12 protein-coding genes are annotated in these 15072 nt (G+C 74.8%); 7 read left to right on the top strand and 5 right to left on the bottom strand.

What is annotated here, in order from left to right; all coding sequences use genetic code 11:
• Window positions 1–136 precede the first annotated feature (136 nt).
• From cofG to yhjD, 5 genes are all read left to right on the top strand, one after another.
• Entirely contained in the window at window positions 137–1465 is a 1329-nt protein-coding gene (cofG, locus tag ACR9E3_RS25635; protein WP_460383530.1) for a 7,8-didemethyl-8-hydroxy-5-deazariboflavin synthase CofG, read from the top strand.
• Window positions 1462–2586, top strand: coding sequence for an FO synthase (locus ACR9E3_RS25640; protein WP_460383531.1), 1125 nt, complete (start codon window positions 1462–1464; stop codon window positions 2584–2586). The genes cofG and ACR9E3_RS25640 overlap by 4 nt, the downstream gene beginning before the upstream one ends.
• Window positions 2587–2656: 70 nt before the next feature.
• Window positions 2657–2857: a hypothetical protein gene (locus tag ACR9E3_RS25645; protein ID WP_460383532.1), complete on the top strand. Its 201-nt coding sequence runs from the start codon at window positions 2657–2659 to the stop codon at window positions 2855–2857.
• Window positions 2858–2889: 32 nt separating this feature from the next.
• Window positions 2890–4344 (top strand): flavin-containing monooxygenase, encoded by a 1455-nt coding sequence (locus ACR9E3_RS25650; protein ID WP_460383533.1) that lies wholly within the window; start codon window positions 2890–2892, stop codon window positions 4342–4344.
• A gap of 115 nt (window positions 4345–4459) precedes the next feature.
• Window positions 4460–5524, top strand: a complete 1065-nt coding sequence (gene yhjD / locus ACR9E3_RS25655) for an inner membrane protein YhjD (protein WP_460383534.1) — start codon at window positions 4460–4462, stop codon at window positions 5522–5524.
• 17 nt (window positions 5525–5541) lie between these two features.
• Here yhjD and ACR9E3_RS25660 read toward each other — a convergent pair whose 3' ends face one another.
• On the bottom strand, window positions 5542–6804 hold the full coding sequence (locus ACR9E3_RS25660) for a PucR family transcriptional regulator (protein ID WP_460383535.1): 1263 nt from the start codon (window positions 6802–6804) through the stop codon (window positions 5542–5544).
• Between the two features lie 281 nt (window positions 6805–7085).
• Between ACR9E3_RS25660 and ACR9E3_RS25665 the strand changes: the two genes are divergently transcribed.
• Both ACR9E3_RS25665 and ACR9E3_RS25670 read left to right on the top strand, forming a co-directional pair.
• Entirely contained in the window at window positions 7086–7976 is an 891-nt protein-coding gene (locus ACR9E3_RS25665) for an alpha/beta hydrolase (protein WP_460383595.1), read from the top strand.
• Between the two features lie 13 nt (window positions 7977–7989).
• Entirely contained in the window at window positions 7990–9501 is a 1512-nt protein-coding gene (locus ACR9E3_RS25670; protein WP_460383537.1) for a flavin-containing monooxygenase, read from the top strand.
• Here ACR9E3_RS25670 and ACR9E3_RS25675 read toward each other — a convergent pair.
• The 4 genes from ACR9E3_RS25675 to ACR9E3_RS25690 form a co-directional block, all read right to left on the bottom strand.
• Entirely contained in the window at window positions 9498–10934 is a 1437-nt protein-coding gene (locus ACR9E3_RS25675; protein WP_460383538.1) for an AMP-binding protein, read from the bottom strand. The genes ACR9E3_RS25670 and ACR9E3_RS25675 overlap by 4 nt on opposite strands.
• 26 nt (window positions 10935–10960) lie before the next feature.
• On the bottom strand, window positions 10961–12184 hold the full coding sequence (locus tag ACR9E3_RS25680) for a D-alanyl-D-alanine carboxypeptidase family protein (protein ID WP_460383539.1): 1224 nt from the start codon (window positions 12182–12184) through the stop codon (window positions 10961–10963).
• Window positions 12185–12406: 222 nt separating this feature from the next.
• Entirely contained in the window at window positions 12407–13459 is a 1053-nt protein-coding gene (locus tag ACR9E3_RS25685) for a PA containing protein (RefSeq protein ID WP_460383540.1), read from the bottom strand.
• Window positions 13460–13610: 151 nt separating this feature from the next.
• Window positions 13611–14978, bottom strand: a complete 1368-nt coding sequence (locus ACR9E3_RS25690) for a primosomal protein (RefSeq protein ID WP_460383541.1) — start codon at window positions 14976–14978, stop codon at window positions 13611–13613.
• Between the last annotated feature and the right edge of the window lie 94 nt (window positions 14979–15072).

The raw sequence follows: 15072 nt of genomic DNA on the forward strand, positions 1-15072 counted from the left end.
CCCGCTCCGTGATCGTGGGTGCTTTCCTGACGGTGAGTGTCAGCGTGGACGCACGGCTGACACCCCGGCCGACCCCGGGACGGGCTGCCGGCGACGACACGGGCGGCGGGCCCGGGCGGCGCGTAGGTTCGGGCGCGTGGTCGTTCCCGCCGATCTCCCCGATCCCGCGGTCCCGCCGCCGGCGCCGGCCGAGCTCCCGGAGCCGGTGGAGCCGACGCGGGCGGAGGTGCGCGCGGCCCTGGCTCGCGCGTCCGACCTGGCCGGGGACCCGCGGGATCCCGACGTCCTCGCCGACGCCACGACCCTGCTCGCCGCGCGCGGCGACGACCTCGACGCGCTCCTCGCGCTGGCCGCGCAACGTCGCGACGAGCACCTCGCCGCCGAGGGGCGCACCGGTGTCGTCACCTACAGCCCCAAGGTCTTCGTCCCGCTCACGCGCCTGTGCCGCGACCGCTGCCACTACTGCACGTTCGCGACGGTGCCGGGCCGCCTGCCGGCCGCCTACCTCGAGCGCGACGAGGTCCTCGACATCGCGCGGGCCGGCGCCGAGCAGGGGTGCACCGAGGTGCTCTTCACCCTCGGCGACCGCCCCGAGGAGCGCTGGTCCGCGGCCCGCGACTGGCTCGGCGCGCGCGGCCTGGCCACCACGCTCGACCACGTGCACGACTCGGCCGAGGCCGTCCTCCACGAGACCGGCCTGCTCCCGCACCTCAACCCCGGCGTCATGGACCTCGTCGAGCTCCAGCGCCTGCGGGCGGTCTCGCCGTCGATGGGCATGATGCTCGAGACGACGGCCACGCGGCTGTGGTCGCGCCCGGGCGGCGCGCACTTCGGGTCGCCGGACAAGGAGCCCGCCCTGCGTCGCCGGGTCGTCGACGACGCCGGGAGCGCGCGGGTGCCGTTCACCTCCGGGATCCTCGTCGGCATCGGCGAGCACCGGGCCGAGCGGGCGCAGTCGCTGCTCGTGCTCGCGGAGTCGGCGCGGCATGGCGGGCACCTGCAGGAGGTCATCGTCCAGAACTTCCGCGCGAAGCCCGACACCGCGATGCGCGGCGAGCCCGACGCCGAGTTCGACGCGTTCGTCGCCGCCGTGGCCGTCGCGCGGCTGATCATGCCACGCGGTGTCAGCGTCCAGGCGCCGCCGAACCTCGCCGGCGACCTCGACGACAGCCAGTCCGCCGCCGACGACCAGGCCCTCCTGCTGCGCGCCGGGATCGACGACTGGGGCGGCGTCTCGCCGGTGACCCCCGACCACGTCAACCCCGAGCGCCCGTGGCCCGGGCTGGACGCCCTGCGGGACGTCACCGCGGCGGCCGGGTTCGCGCTGACCCCGCGGCTGACGATCTACCCGCGCTACGTCCGCGACCCGAACCGGTGGCTGCACCCCGACCTCGTCGACCCGGTCATCGCCCTGGCCGACGAGCGCGGGCTGGCCCGCCCGCGGCAGCCGGCCGCGGCGCGGTGAGCGCGCGCACGCCGCTCGCCCGCGCCGAGGCGGAGCCCGCCGCACTGTCGGACGACGACTACGTCGCGCTGCTCGCCGCCGACGGCGACGAGCTCGAGGCCCTCGCCGAGCTCGCCGACGAGGTGCGCCGCGAGGTCGTCGGCGACCAGCTGACCTTCGTCGCCAACCGCAACCTCGACACCGCCGTCGTCCGCGACCCCGACCACGCCGAGAAGCTCGTCGACGAGGCCTGGGCCCTCGGCGCCACCGAGATCTGCGTGCAGGGCCCGCTCCCGCCCGACGTCGACGACCGTGCCCCGCTCGACCTCGTGGCGCTGATCACCGGGCGCGTGCCGCTACACCTGCACGCGTTCCGTCCCGCCGAGGTCGCCGACGCCGCGGCGCGCCTGCGGATGAGCCCGCGCGCGTTCCTCGTCGCCGCCCGGGACGCCGGGCTCGGATCGGTGCCGGGCACGGCTGCGCGCATCCTCGACGACGGCGTCCGCGCCCTGCTCAGCGGCGGCACCGACATCCCCGCCGCCCGCTGGACCGAGCTCGTCGCCACCGCCCACGAGGTGGGCCTGCGCTCGACGGCGACGATGGTCTACGGGCACGTCGAGACGCCGGCCGAGCAGGTCGCGCACCTGCGCGCGCTCGCGGCGATCCAGGACCGCACCGGCGGGTTCACCGAGTTCATCGCCATGCCGCTGATGCCCGAGGCGCTGCCGCCCGAGCTGCGGCGTGTCGCGGACCGAGCATGTGGCGATCCTGGCGCGGGACGCCAGGAAAGCCGCATTGCTCGCACCGGGACGGTGCCCGACGCGCGGGAGACGCGGGCGCTGCACGCCGTCGCGCGGCTGATGCTCCACGGGCGCATCGACCACGTCCAGGCGGCGTGGCCCAAGCTCGGGCCCGCGCTGACCACCGCCGTCCTGCGCGGGGGCGCCGACGACGCGGGCGGGCTGCTGCTCGACGGGGCGATCGACCCGGCCGCCGGCGCCGAGGCAGGCCGTCAGCTCACGCTCGGCGAGGTCGAGTCGCTCGCCGCCGACCTCGGCCGCACGCCCCGCCAGCGCACGACCCTCTACGGCGATCCGCCCCCCGACCGGATGGCGGTCCTGCGCGGTGCCTCCGGCATGTGAGCACTTCGGAGTGCCAGAGCACGCGAAAGTGCTCACGTGCGCGTAGCGCACCACCCGTACCGTCGAGGGCATGGTCGGGGGCAGCGGAGCAGGCGGCGAGTCGTACTACGACGCCGCGAGCGGGACGCACCACGGTGTCGGGTCACCCCAGGACGGGCGACGCTCGGACGTCGGGGCGCAGATCGACGGCGAGGCCGGGCGGGCGCGGCTGTGGTTCGCGCTGGCGCTCCTGGCGGTCATCCTCGCGCTCGGCGTGATCGCCGTGCTCTGACAGCCCCGACGTCCCGGGCGTAGGTTCGGGTCGTGCCTGATCACGTCGACGTCGACGTCGCGGTGGTCGGCGCCGGGTTCGCCGGGATCGGTCTCGGCGTGCGCCTGGCCCGGCGGCGCCGCGAGTCGTTCGTGCTCCTCGAGCGCGCGCACGGCGTCGGCGGCACGTGGCGCGACAACCGCTACCCCGGCGTGGCCTGCGACGTCCCGTCGCACCTCTACTCGTACTCGTTCCGCCCCAAGCCCGACTGGTCGCGGGTGTTCGCACCCGGACCGGAGATCCACGAGTACCTGCGCGAGTGCGCCCGCGACGAGGGCCTCGACCCCCACCTGCGCCTGGGCACCGAGATGCAGCACGCCCGGTGGGACGGCACGCGGTGGCGGGTCGCGACGTCGGCGGGCACCTACCGGGCGAAGGTCCTGGTCGTGGCCGCGGGGCGCCTGTCCGAGCCCCGCATCCCCGAGATCCCGGGGCTGTCCGACTTCGAGGGTCCGGTCTTCCACTCCGCGCGCTGGGACGGCGCCGCCGAGCTCGCGGGACGGCGCGTGGGGGTGGTCGGCACCGGGGCCTCGGCCGCGCAGATCGCGCCCGCCCTCGCCGGCACCGCGAGCCACCTCGTCGTCTTCCAGCGCACCCCGCCGTGGGTGGTGCCGCGCGGCGACCGCGCGTACTCCGACCACGAGCGCCGCGCCTTCGCCCTCGACCCCACCGCCGAGCGGGCGCTGCGCGAGGAGCTGTTCGACGAGGCCGAGCAGGCGATCGCCGCGCGCCGGCGCGTCCGTCCCGACATCGACCGGCTGCGCGAGCGGGCGCTGGGCCACCTCGCCGCCCAGGTGCCCGACGCCGACCTGCGTGCCCGACTGCGCCCGGACTACGAGATCGGCTGCAAGCGCATCGTCATCTCCGACGACCTCTATCCGGCGCTCGGGCGCGACGACGTGACCCTCGAGCCGAGCGCGCTGGCGCGCGTCGAGAAGTCGACGGCGATCGCGGCGTCCGGCGCCCACCACCCGCTCGACGCGCTCGTGCTCGCGACCGGCTTCTGGACCACGCGGTTGCCGTTCGCCCAGCGCATCGAGGGCCGCCTGGGCCTGCTCGCCGAGCGCTGGGCCGACGGGATGACCGCGCACGCCTCGACCGCGGTGCACGGCTTCCCCAACATGTTCGTGGTCAACGGCCCGAACGCGAGCCTCGGGCACAACTCGGCCGTCTACATGATCGAGACGCAGATCGACCACGTCCTCGGCGCCCTCGACCACCTCGCCGACCGGCCCGGGACCCCGCTGGAGGTCACCGCCGAGGCCGAGGACGCCTACACCCGCGAGATCGACGCGATGAGCGCGGACACGGTGTGGCTGCGCGGCGGGTGCGACAGCTGGTACGTCGACGAGGCGAGCGGCCGGCTCACGCTGCTGTGGCCCGGCACGGCGCGCTCGTTCCGGGCGCGCAACGGGACGTTCGACCCGGGTCCCTACGGCGCCGCCTGACGGTTGACAGCGCGCGTGAACGGCGCGTGATGCCGGGCCACGCGGGGTAGCTAGGTCCCACGCGCGGGTCGCACCGACCCGCGGGACGTCGGGGACCGCGAGAGGACGACGCCGCATGACCAGCGCCGCCAGCACGAACGGCACGGACACCACGTCCGGGCAGGACGAGCCGACGCAGCTCGAGAAGCTCCGGGCCAAGTACCCGTGGCTCGACCACGTCGTGCGGGCGGCGACCCGCTACACCGAGAAGCACGGCGACCACTACGCCGCCGCGATCACCTTCTTCTCGATCCTCGCGCTCGTCCCGCTGATGATGGTCGCGTTCGCCGCGGCCGCGTTCGTGCTGGCGAACAACCAGGCGCTGCTCACCGAGATCCAGAACAGCATCACGGCCGCCGTCCCTCCCGGGCTGGGCGACCTGCTCAACTCCGTCATCGACCAGGCGATCGCGCAGCGCAACGCGGTCGGGATCATCGGTCTGCTCGGTGCCCTGTTCTCCGGGCTCGGATGGATGGGCAACCTGCGCGAGGCGCTCTCCGAGCAGTGGGACCAGCGCGGCGAGCCCCCGTCGATCGTCAGGAAGTACGGCAGCGACCTCATCGCGATGGTCGGGCTCGGACTGGCCTTCGGCCTGTCGTTCGCCGTCACCGCCGTCGCCACCGGCCTGTCGAACACCATCCTCGACTTCCTCGGGCTCGGCGACGCGGGCTGGGCGCACGTCCTGTTCGTCGTCGCCGGCATCGTCATCACGATCGCCGCGAACTGGCTGGTCTTCCTCTGGGTGATCGCCCGCCTGCCCCGGGAGCCGGTGACGTTGCGCTCGGCGGCTCGGGCGGCACTGCTCGCCGCGGTCGGGTTCGTGATCCTCCAGCAGATCATGACCGTCTACATCGGCAGCGTCACCAGCTCGCCCGCCGGGGCGGCGTTCGGGCCGATCATCGGTCTGCTGGTGTTCGCCAACTTCGTCTCGCGCTTCATCCTGTTCGTCACCGCCTGGGCGGCGACGCTGAAGGAGAACGAGCGCGAGGAGCTCCCCGAGCCGGCGCCGGTGATCGTGCGGCCCGCGGTGACGGTCGGGCGTACCCCCGGTCCGCGCGCCGCCGCCGGGCTGCTCGGCGCGGGCGCGATCCTGGGCGTGCTGGGCCTCGGGATGGGGCGGCGGCGCAGCAAGGAGAGCTGACCGCTCACATCGGCCGGTCAGCCCAGCCAGGCGCAGGCCAGGAGGGCGAGCTCGACGTCGAGGCGGTCGGTGTCGGTGCCGCCGACGGGTCGCCCGCGCACCTCGTCGGCGCGCCCCACCCGGTACTTCACGGTGTTGCGGTGCACCTGCAGCCGCCGCGCCGTGGTGGCGAGGCTGCCGCCGGTGGCGAGGAACACCCGCAGCGTCTCGCGCAGGCGCGCCACGGCGGGGTCCTGCTCGGCGAGCGGCCCCAGCACGCGGCGCACCCAGGCCCGCGCGCCGTCGCGGTCGGCGCAGAGCAGCGCCACCGCGCCCACCTCGTCGAAGAGGATCACCGGCGGTGCGCCGGCCCCCGACGCGAGGGCGACCTCCCGGGCCCGCCGGGCCTGGTCGTGGCTCGTCCGGAACCCGTCGAGTCCGCCGGCGGGCGAGCCGACCGCGACGTGCCATCCCGCGCCGTGGCGGGTCACGGCCCGTGTCAGCGTCTCGCCGGACGGGTCGTCGTCGCCGCGCCGCGTCACCCAGACCCAGGCGCTGCCTGCGTCCCAGGGCACGACCAGGGGGCGGCCGACGGCGTCCAGGGCGGCGCCGAGGTCCAGCGCCACCCGCTCGAGCGCCGGGATCCCGGGCTCGGTGGGGTCGTCGACCCACACGACCAGCGCCAGGTGCACCGGCGCGAACCGGTAGGCGAGCGTGGACTCGACGGCCAGGCGCTCGTCGGGGTCGGTGGGCGTGCGCCCGGCGAGGACGTCGCGCACCCGCGCCAGCCGCAGCGCGTGGCGGCCCTGCCGCCAGCGGTCGCGCTCGTCCTCGTACGCGGCGATGACGTGCTGGGTGACGTGGTCGACGTAGTCCATGACGACCAGGACGATCTTCTGGGACGCCGCGACGGCCGCGTCGCCCGGGCGGCGGGTGGCCTCGGCGAACGCCCACTCCATGAGGTGCGACTGGCCGACGCGGTAGGCGCGCACGAGGGCGTTCACGGGCACGTCGCGCTGCGCGAGGCGGCGGGCGTACTCGATCGCCGCCGGGGGCGGCTCCACGTCCCGCGGGGCGAGGCCGTGGCGCAGGACGTGCAAGATCGTCTCGACGTTGCCCTCGACGCTCGCGGCGAGCAGGTCGCGCAGCGCCGGGTCGCCGCGGAGCTCGTCGATGCGGGTGGCGAGCACGTCGGTGATCGAGGCGCTCACCTCGGAGCGCCGCGGCGTCAGCGCGTCCGCGACCTCGGCGACGACGTCCGGGGGGCCGGTCGGCAAGGGGGAGGGCTGGACGACCACCACCCTCGACCACCACCCGAGCGCCCGCGGCCCTCGACGGCCGTTGTCCGACGGTAACCGTCAGGACGGACCGCGACCAGCGTCCGCGACCGACCGGCGGCGCCCGGAGGTCCACACGGCAGAGGCCCGCACAAGTCGGCGGGGGTCGTTCGTCCCCGTCGCACAAGCGCGACCGGTGTGGCCAGGGTCACGCTGCGATGGATACATGTCGCCGACCGACAGGAGCCACCGTGCCCCTCCACCCCGAGGCCAAGACCCTCCTCGACGGGCTCGTCGAGGCGGGCATGCCGCCGATCGAGTGCATGACCGTGCCGCAGGCCCGCCAGGCGTGCGCGGCGTTCGTCGACCTGCAGCCCCCGGTCGAGGACGTCGCGGACGTCAAGGACCGCGCGATCCCGGGGCCGGCCGGCGACATCCCGGTGCGGATCTACACGCCCGCCGGCGACCTGCCCCACGGCGTGCTGCTCTACTTCCACGGCGGCGGCTGGGTCATCGGCGACATCGAGACCGTGGACCGGCCGTGCCGCCAGATCGCGAACGCGGCCGGCGTCACCGTCGTGTCGGTCGACTACCGCCTCGCGCCGGAGCACGTCCAGCCCGCGGCCTTCGACGACTGCTACGCCGCCACCGTCTGGGTCGCCGAGCACGCCGAGGAGCTCGGGGTCGACGCCTCCCGCCTCGCGGTCGGCGGCGACTCGGCCGGGGGCCACCTCGCCGCCGCCGTCAGCCTCGCCGCCCGCGACCGCGGGGGCCCGGCGATCGCGTTCCAGCTGCTGATCTACCCGGTCGTCGACTTCGACTGGACCAGCCCGTCGATCACCGAGAACGGCGAGGGCTACCTGCTCGGGCGCGCCACCATGCAGTGGTTCTGGGCGCACTACCTGGGCGCGACCGACCCGGCCGACGACCCGTACGCCTTCCCGCTGCGGGCCCCGGACCTCTCCGGGCTGCCCCCGGCGTTCGTCGCCTCCGCCGAGTTCGACCCGCTGCGCGACGAGGGCGAGGCCTACGCCCGCCGCCTGCGCGAGGCGGGCAACAGCGTCACCGCCGAGCGCTACGACGGCATGATCCACGGCTTCCTCTGGACGCTCGGCGCCACGCCGTCGGGCGCCCGGGTCGTCGACGACGCCGTCGCGGCGATGCGCCCCGCCCTGAGCCCGACCGTGTCCGCGTGACGGAGGAGGAACCGTGACGATCACCGAGAGCAGCCCCACGACGAGAGCCGGCGGGAGCGGCGACGTCGAGCACGTCGACGTCCTCGTCATCGGCGCCGGCGTCTCCGGCATCGACGCCGGTCACCACCTGCGCGACCGCTTCCCCGACAAGAGCTTCGCCATCCTCGAGAAGATGGAGGGCCGCGGCGGGACGTGGTGGACCCACCGCTTCCCGGGCGCCCGCTCGGACTCCGACCTGTTCACCTACGGCTACGCCCACAAGCCCTGGCGCGGCCCGTCGATCGCCACGTCCGGGGAGATCACGAACTACCTCGACGAGGTCATCGAGGAGGACGACCTCAAGGCGGCGATCCGCTACCGGCACGAGGTGACGGCCGCGAGCTGGTCGTCGGACGAGCAGCAGTGGACCGTCGACGTGCACCGCGGCGACACCGGCGAGGACGTCCGGATGACCTGCGGCTTCCTGTGGATGTGCCAGGGCTACTACAACCACCAGGACCCCTACCGCCCCGAGTGGCCGGGGACGGAGGACTTCCGCGGCGTGATCGCACACCCGCAGACGTGGCCCGAGGACCTCGACTGGACGGGCAAGCGGGTCGTCGTCATCGGCAGCGGGGCGACGGCGGCGACGGTCGTCCCGGCGATGGCCGAGACCGCCGCGCACGTGACGATGCTGCAGCGCACGCCGACGTTCGTGGCGGCGGTGCCGAAGACCCACGAGCTCGCGGTCCAGCTGCGCGCCCTCGACATCCCCGAGGACTGGACCCACGAGATCCTCCGCCGCGCCTACATCGAGCAGTTCAACGAGCTGACCCGGATGTGCCAGGAGACCCCGGACGAGGCGCGGACCTGGCTCCTCGACGAGATGCGGCCGTACCTGCCCGAGGGTTACGACGTCGAGAAGGACTTCAACCCGGGCTACCGCCCGTGGCAGCAGCGCATCGCGGTCGTGCCCGACGGCGACATCTTCACCGCCATCAAGGAGGGTCGGGCGTCGGTGGTCACCGACACCATCGACACCTTCACCGAGACCGGCATCCGGACCTCGTCGGGCCAGGAGCTCGAGGCCGACATCGTCGTCTCGGCCACCGGGTTCAACCTCAGCGCCCTCGGCGACATCCCGTTCACCGTGGACGGCGAGCCCGTCGACGTCTCCCAGCAGGTGACCTGGCGCGGGATCATGATCTCGGGCATCCCGAACATGGCCTACGTCTTCGGCTACTTCCGGCACAGCTGGACGCTGCGGGCCGACCTCGTCAGCGACCTGATCTGCCGCCTGTTCACGACGATGGAGACCCGCGGGGCGCACCAGGTCACCCCGACCCTGCGCGCCGAGGACGCGGACATGGAGATCCGGCCGTGGTCGGACCCGGAGAACTTCAACTCCGGCTACGTCATGCGCAGCCAGCACAAGATGTTCAAGCAGGGTGACCGCGTGCCGTGGACGCACATGCACGAGTACGCCGAGGAGCGGCACACCCTGCCCGCCGCCGACCTGGACGACGGGACCCTGAAGTACAGCTAGCGGTACGCCGACCGCCGGACCTTGCCCGCGTCGTCGCGCAGCGCCTCGGCCGAGCGCCGCCACGCCCGTGGCCGCTTGGCCGAGGACAGCCGCGCGGCGACGTGGGCGTCCAGGTCCGCGTCGGTGACGTCGCCGTCGACCTGGACCACGGCGTGGGGCACCGAGCCGAGATCGTCGTCGGGAGCGGGGACGACGACGGCCGAGACGATCGCCGGGTGCTCGAGGATCGCCGCCTCGACCTCGGCCGGGTACACGTTCTGGCCGCCGACGACGATCATGTCTGTGGCGCGGTCGGCGAGGTAGAGGTAGCCCTCGGCGTCGAAGCTGCCCATGTCGCCGAGGGACTCCCAGCCGCCGGGGCGGCTGCGGGCGTCGGCGCCGAGGTAGCGGTAGGTGGTGACGCCCGGGGCGGGGCGCAGCCAGAGCTCGCCCACCTCCCCGACGTCGCAGCGCCGGGTCCCGTCGGGCGTCCGCGCCTCGATCTCCCCGCCGGTCACACGGCCGACGGAGCCGGGGTGGTCGAGCCACTCCCGGCCGGTGATCGTCGTGCGGGCCTGGGCCTCGGTGGCGGCGTAGCCCTCGAGCACCCGGTCCGGGCCGAGCCAGTCGATGACCGCGCGCTTCACCGCGGGCGGGCACGGCGCGCCGATGTGGAACAGGGTGTGCAGGGCGGGCAGCTCCGGCAGGTCGGGCAGCCGCACCATCCGTCCCATCATCGTCGGCACGGCGTAGATCCAGGTCGCGGCGTGCTCCCGGGCGAGCGCCACGGCCCGGCCGGCGTCGAAGCGGCCCATGAGCACGACGTGGTTGCCGGTCATGAGCCCGAGCAGCGAGAACAGGTACGGCGCGTTGTGGAACAGCGGCGCCGTGCACAGGAACGTCCCGTCCGGGCGGATGTCGTAGACGGGCGCGCGGGCGACGACGGTCTCGAGCGTGCCCGGCTCCCCGGCGACGATGACCTTGGGGCGCCCGGTCGAGCCGCCGGACGTCGGCGCCTTCCACGCCGGTGACGGCGGGGCGGGCGGCGGCGGGGTGTCCGGACCGGCGGGCCGGTGCCCGAGCGGCAGGACGGTCGTCCCCGACGGCGCGAGGTCCGGGTCGGTGCCGGGCGCCAGCCCCGCGACCACCGGCGGGCGCACGACGTCGAGGACGGCCGCGAGCTCGGCGGGCGCGAGCCGGTGCGACACCGGCTGCGGCACCGCGCCGAGCTTCCACGCCGCGATCGTCAGCGCGTAGTGCTCGGCGACGTTCGGGAACGCGATCGAGACCATGTCGCCGGGCCCGGTACCGAGGGCGGCGAGCTCGTGCGCCCACCGGTTGGCGTGCGCCTCGAGCTCGGCGAAGGTCCACCGAGCACCGTCGTCGGTGACCGCGGGCCGGTCGGGGTGCTCGGCCGCGATCCGGGTGAACGCCTCGCCGAGGGGTTCGGGCATGCCCCGATCTTGCGCTGCTCCTGGGCTCAGCGCCGCCCGGCGCGCAGCGCGACGAGGCCGCCGGCGGCCGCGACGATGGCCACGATCAGCAGCGGGGTGCCCCAGGACGAGGACGTCGCGCCGGACGACGACGCCGGACCGCCGTCGCTGCTGTCGCCGGTGCCGGGCTCCGGGGTGACGCTCACCTGGGCGTCGTCGCCGCCGGCCGGCGCGTCGGTGAGCGTGCCGGCGGGCCGGGGGTCGGTGAGGGCGAACCCGTAGTCGAGCAGCGCGGCGGCCTGCTCGTACATCGGCGTCGGGCGCTGCTCGCCGCGCATGAGGACGGCCACCAGCCGGTGCCCGTTCCGCTGGGCGGCCCCGATGAACGTGTGCCGCGCGTCGTCGGTGAAGCCGGTCTTGCCGCCGATGTAGCCCTGGTAGCCGCTGGTCAGCAGCTTGTTGTCGTTCACGACCTCGAAGGGCGGGTTCGCGCCGTAGCCGGGGAAGGGGATGCGCGTGGTCGACGTCGCCTGGGCGAACGCCTGCTCCCGCATCGCGACGCGGAAGATCGACGCGAGGTCGTAGGCCGACGTGGACATGCCCGGCCCGTCGAGCCCCGACGGCGTCGCGGCGCGGGTGTCGAGCGCCCCGAGGTCGTGCGCCGTGCTGTTCATGAGGTCGACCGTCGCGGGCACGCTGCCCGTGAGCCGGACCGCCAGCGCGTGCGCGGCGTCGTTGCCCGACGCCATGAGCATGGAGTCGAACACCTGGCGGATCGTGTACTGCCCGCCCGGCCCGATGCCGACCCGGGTGCCCTCCTGGTCGGCGTCCTCCTGCGTCCCGGTGATCGTCTCGTCCATCGGGAGCCGACGCGCCGCGAGCAGCCCCGTCAGCGTCTTCATCAGCGACGCCGGGCGCAGGCGGGCGTGCGGGTTGCGGGCCGCGATGACGGCGCCGGTGTCGAGGTCGGCGAGCACGTAGGAGACGACCCCGACCGCCGGTGCCGCCGGGGTGCCCTCGCCGACGACGTCGCCGCAGGTGCCCATCGCGGGCCCGCCGACGGGCGGGTCGGGCACCGGGAGCGCCGGGGGCTCGGTCTGCCCGGGCCGCAGGGCCTCGGACTCGTCGACCGGCGGGCCGGGCGCGGTCCCGTTGGGGCACTCGGCGCCCGCCGGCAGCGCGGGCGCGGCGACCGCCGTGGCGCCGGGCAGGGCGCAGAGGACGAGGGCGAGCAGCGCCGTCACCGTCGCGAGCCGACGTCGGGAACGCACCGGCGCGACACTAGACGCCGGGCACCGCGCCGTTGCCGACCGCCGTGCCGCCCGCTCGGGTGCACCGGCCGGGGAGCGAAGGCGTCCTTCGCTGCGTGGCACGCAGCCAGGGCGTCCCTCGCTCCGCCCGGAGCGGCGTGCCATCCGGTCAGCGGGTGATCGAAGTACCGATACGGACGCTGAGTGTCCGTGACGGCACTTCGCTGACAACCCGCGAGCGGCTCAGCCCTCGGCGCCGGAGCTCTCCGTCGGCAGTTCCGCGCCGTTGACCTGGCTGTCGCGGGCGACGGGCTTGCGCGAGCCGCGGCGGGCGGTGGGGCGCGGGGCGGGCATCGGGGCGGAGTTGCCGCCGCCCGGGCCGAGGATGATCTCGGCGAAGGTCGCCATCGCCTCGTCGAGGTGCCCGGCGTTGCGGCGCTCGGACTCCTCGTTGGCCTGGCGGACCAGCGCCACGACGGCCTCGTGGTCGGGCCGGCTGACGAGGGTGCCGTCGAGGCGGTCGAGGCCGTTCTCCACCGAGGTGGACAGGGCGCCGACGCGGTCGTTCAGGCCCGTCTCGACCCCGTCGAGGCGGCTGCCGACCTGGTCGAGGCGGCCGGTGAGCGCCTCGAGGCGCGAGGTCAGCTCGCCGACCTGCTCCGTGGTCTCGGAGCGGGTGGTGGTGGCGTCGCTGCGGGCGGCCTCGCGGGTGCCGGTGATCTCCTCGGAGACGCCGCGGGCGAGGTCGTCGAGGCGGTCACGCAGGGAGGAGTCGACGGCGTCGACGCGCTCACGCATCGGGCCGGTGACCGCCGAGGGGAGCCCGTCGAGGCGCATCTCGTGGCGGTCGAGCTTGTTGTCGAGGTCGTCGAGGCGCTTGTGCAGCCCGGAGATGCGGTCCTCGAGACCGTCCATCCGGCCCGCCACGCCCTCGAAGCGCCCGGACACGCCGTCGAGGCGACCGTCGAGCTGGGCGAACGGGGTGGCCAGGCGCTCGGCGACGCGGTCGACGAGGCCCTCGACGAGCCGCGCGAGCGAGGAGATCGAGGACTCCTGGCTGTCGAGCTTCGCGACGGTCTCGTCGAGGCGCTCGGCCAGCACGCTCATCTCGGTGCGGTCGGGCACCTCGGAGAGCCGCTTGCGCATCGCGCCGAGGCCGTCGAGTGCCGCCAGGCGACCATGGATCTCGTCGAGCGAGTCGAAGATCTGCTGCTGCTCGCTGTCCCGGACCTCCGCCGCCCGCACCAGCATGCTGCGCATGCGGTCGAAGGACATGGTCTGGCTGTTGTCGATCACGCGGCGCCCATCTCTCTGCGACGGTTCCGGCCCCGGGGACGGCCGGTCTCGGCAGCGCCGAAGCGTAAACACCCCCCACGGGGCCAGCCCATCCGGGTGATGCCCGGGCGTCCGGGGGTCCACCACACGGGCACCATGCGTGGCCTGGCGTTCAGTGCTGGCGCAGCCGCCCCAGGAAACGGTCCTCGAGAGCCCGCCACGCGGCGGCCTCGCGGTCGAACGGCGGCGAGGGCGTGAGGCGCGTCGGGTCGGGGCGCACGACGAACGAGACGAGCCAGCCGAGGCTCTCCGACGGCGCCAACGCCTCGCGGGTGCGGGTCTCGTCGGCCCAGTCCGCGGCGTCGATCATCAGCTCGACCGCGAGCTCCAGCTGCTCGGCGTCGACGACGTCGGGCCCCTCGCCGATGTCGTCGGCGAGCCCCGCGAGCACGTACCGGTTCTCCGGGGCCACCTCGATCTCCAGGTCGCCGCCGGTCGCGGCGGACACGACCTCCTCCCAGGTGGCGACGTCGGCGAGGTCGTGGCCGTCGGACCCCTCGCCCGCGATCCAGGTGCGCAGCGCGCGGGCCGAGGTGAAGGTCTCGATGCGCCCCCCGGAGCCGAGGAAGACCGGGGCGTCGTCGAGGTAGCAGCGCAGCGTGATGACGTCGCCGTCGGCGGTGGTGATGCCGATCGGGTCGATGCCGACCTCCTCCCAGAAGCCCTCCTCGGGCTCCTCGGCGGCGTCGACGAGGTCGCTGCGCAGCGACTCGCCCCGGGTGTCCTCGCGGAGCTCGTCGGGCGCGTCGTCGACGGCGTCACGGGGGTCGTCGGCGACGTCCTGCGCGTCCTCGGGGTCGCCGTCGGCGTTCTCCGCCGGCGCCGCGGGCTCGCCCTCCTCGTCGGGGTCGAGGTCGCCGGACTCCTCGGTGGTCGGGGTGGCCGTGGCGCGCAGCCGCGCCGCGAGCTCCTCGTCGACCTCCGGGGTGGTGACCATGCCGTCGAGCGCGTCGACCACCTCGTCCCACCGCTCGTCGACGACCTCGGCGAGCTCGGCCCACAGCGCCTGCCCGTCCCGCCCGGCGAACGCCGTCGGCCCGGCGGTGAGCGCGGCGAAGGCGGGGGTCGCGTCGAGCACCTCGTGGATGACGGCGAGGTCGCAGACGTCGGCCAGCGAGCGGCACATGGCCGCGACCTCGGCGAGGTCGTCGAGGGTCCAGGTGTCGGGATCGCCCGCCGCGAGCTCGGGGACGCCGACGACGTCGTAGCGCTGCACGTCCTCGGGGGTCAGCTCGTCGACCGAGAGCTTCACGACGACCGGCCACGCGGGGTGGTCGGTGAGGTCGTGCTCCTGGCCGGACTCCTCGGCACCCGCCACCCAGGCGGCGAGGTCGGCGGCGTCGGCGAAGGCGAAGAGCGCTTCGTCGTCGCCGAGGAACGCCTCCCACTCGTCGCCGTCCTGGCGCCACCGCGGGGCCCACAGCGTGACCAGGTCGCCGGCGGTGAGCGCCAGCGTGATCGGGATGATGTCCTGCGCCATGCCGGGCGGCCTCCGCGAACCGGGGGTGGGGTGCGCGGCGCACCTTATGACGGGCGCCGTGACCTGCCCGTACCCCGCCGGGCCCTGTTCCACC

The organism is Actinomycetospora sp. C-140 (assembly GCF_054796175.1).

What these genes read in the sequence shown, in the direction of transcription:
- ACR9E3_RS25645 (WP_460383532.1), top strand. Translation starts at nt 2,657, where the DNA reads ATGGTCGGGGGCAGCGGAGCAGGCGGCGAGTCGTACTACGACGCCGCG.
- yhjD (WP_460383534.1), top strand. Translation starts at nt 4,460, where the DNA reads ATGACCAGCGCCGCCAGCACGAACGGCACGGACACCACGTCCGGGCAG.
- ACR9E3_RS25665 (WP_460383595.1), top strand. Translation starts at nt 7,086, where the DNA reads ATGCCGCCGATCGAGTGCATGACCGTGCCGCAGGCCCGCCAGGCGTGC.
- ACR9E3_RS25675 (WP_460383538.1), bottom strand. Translation starts at nt 10,934, where the DNA reads ATGCCCGAACCCCTCGGCGAGGCGTTCACCCGGATCGCGGCCGAGCAC.
- ACR9E3_RS25690 (WP_460383541.1), bottom strand. Translation starts at nt 14,978, where the DNA reads ATGGCGCAGGACATCATCCCGATCACGCTGGCGCTCACCGCCGGCGAC.